This is a genomic window from Mucilaginibacter limnophilus (assembly GCF_004005815.1).
GTDB classification, from domain to species: Bacteria; Bacteroidota; Bacteroidia; order Sphingobacteriales; family Sphingobacteriaceae; genus Mucilaginibacter; species Mucilaginibacter limnophilus.
In genome coordinates, this window is the sequence record NZ_SACK01000026.1 from 1 (window position 1) to 996 (window position 996).

1 protein-coding gene is annotated in these 996 nt (G+C 49.0%); it reads left to right on the forward strand.

Annotated elements, in window-relative coordinates; genetic code table 11:
- A partial coding sequence (locus tag EOD41_RS20535) for a PIG-L family deacetylase (protein WP_205780619.1) occupies positions 1-996 on the forward strand: 996 nt, incomplete at its 5' end.

The following is a 996-nucleotide window of genomic DNA, read 5'->3' on the forward strand; positions in this document are numbered from 1 at the left end:
CTGGCAACAGAAAAAGGGCCGGTGTACAACATTAATATCGACATTTTTAACAAAATACAGCATACCATTACCGGCTGGCCGGGCGGCAAGTACAATGCCGACGATAGCCAAAGGCCGGAACGTGCCCTGCCACAGGTAAAACGCTCAATCGTATTTTCCCCGCACCCTGATGATGATGTAATTTCAATGGGTGGCACCTTCATCCGCCTGGCCGACCAGGGGCATGACGTGCATGTAGCCTACCAAACATCAGGCAACACCGCCGTGTGGGATGATGAAGTATTACGTTATGTAGAATTCGCGACAGACTTTGCCGCATCACAAGGGCAGGACACAAGCCACCTGAAACAGCAGTATGCCGAAATGACCACATTCTTCAAAGGCAAACAACCCAACCAGTCGGACACACAGGAGATACGCACCATAAAAGGCCTGATACGCAAAGGTGAGGCTATAGCAGGAGCGAGGCTATCAGGCTTAAAAGATGAAAATATTCACTTTATGGACCTGCCTTTTTACGACAGGAGCAAGTTTGATAAAAAGGTATCGTTTGAAGACGATATACAACAAACCATGGAACTGCTGCAACAGGTAAAACCACACCAGGTATTCGCTGCCGGTGATTTTGCCGATCCGCATGGCACGCACAAGGTGTGTTTCGAGATCATCCTGGAAGCACTGCACCGTTTAAGAAAAACGGAAGAGTGGACAAAAGAATGCTGGCTGTGGATGTACCGTGGGGCATGGCACGAGTTTGAGATACATGAGATTGAGATGGCTGTGCCGCTGTCGCCGCAGGAAGTAGAGCGCAAGCGACTGGCAATATTCAAACATCAGTCGCAAAAGGATTTGCCTGTATTCCCTGGAGATGATGCGCGGGAGTTTTGGGTACGTGCCGAAGACCGCACCCGCGAAACCGCACGGTTGTATAACGAGCTTGGTTTGGCCGAATATGAAGCCATTGAGGCATTTGTTAAATGGAAATTTGAAGAATAA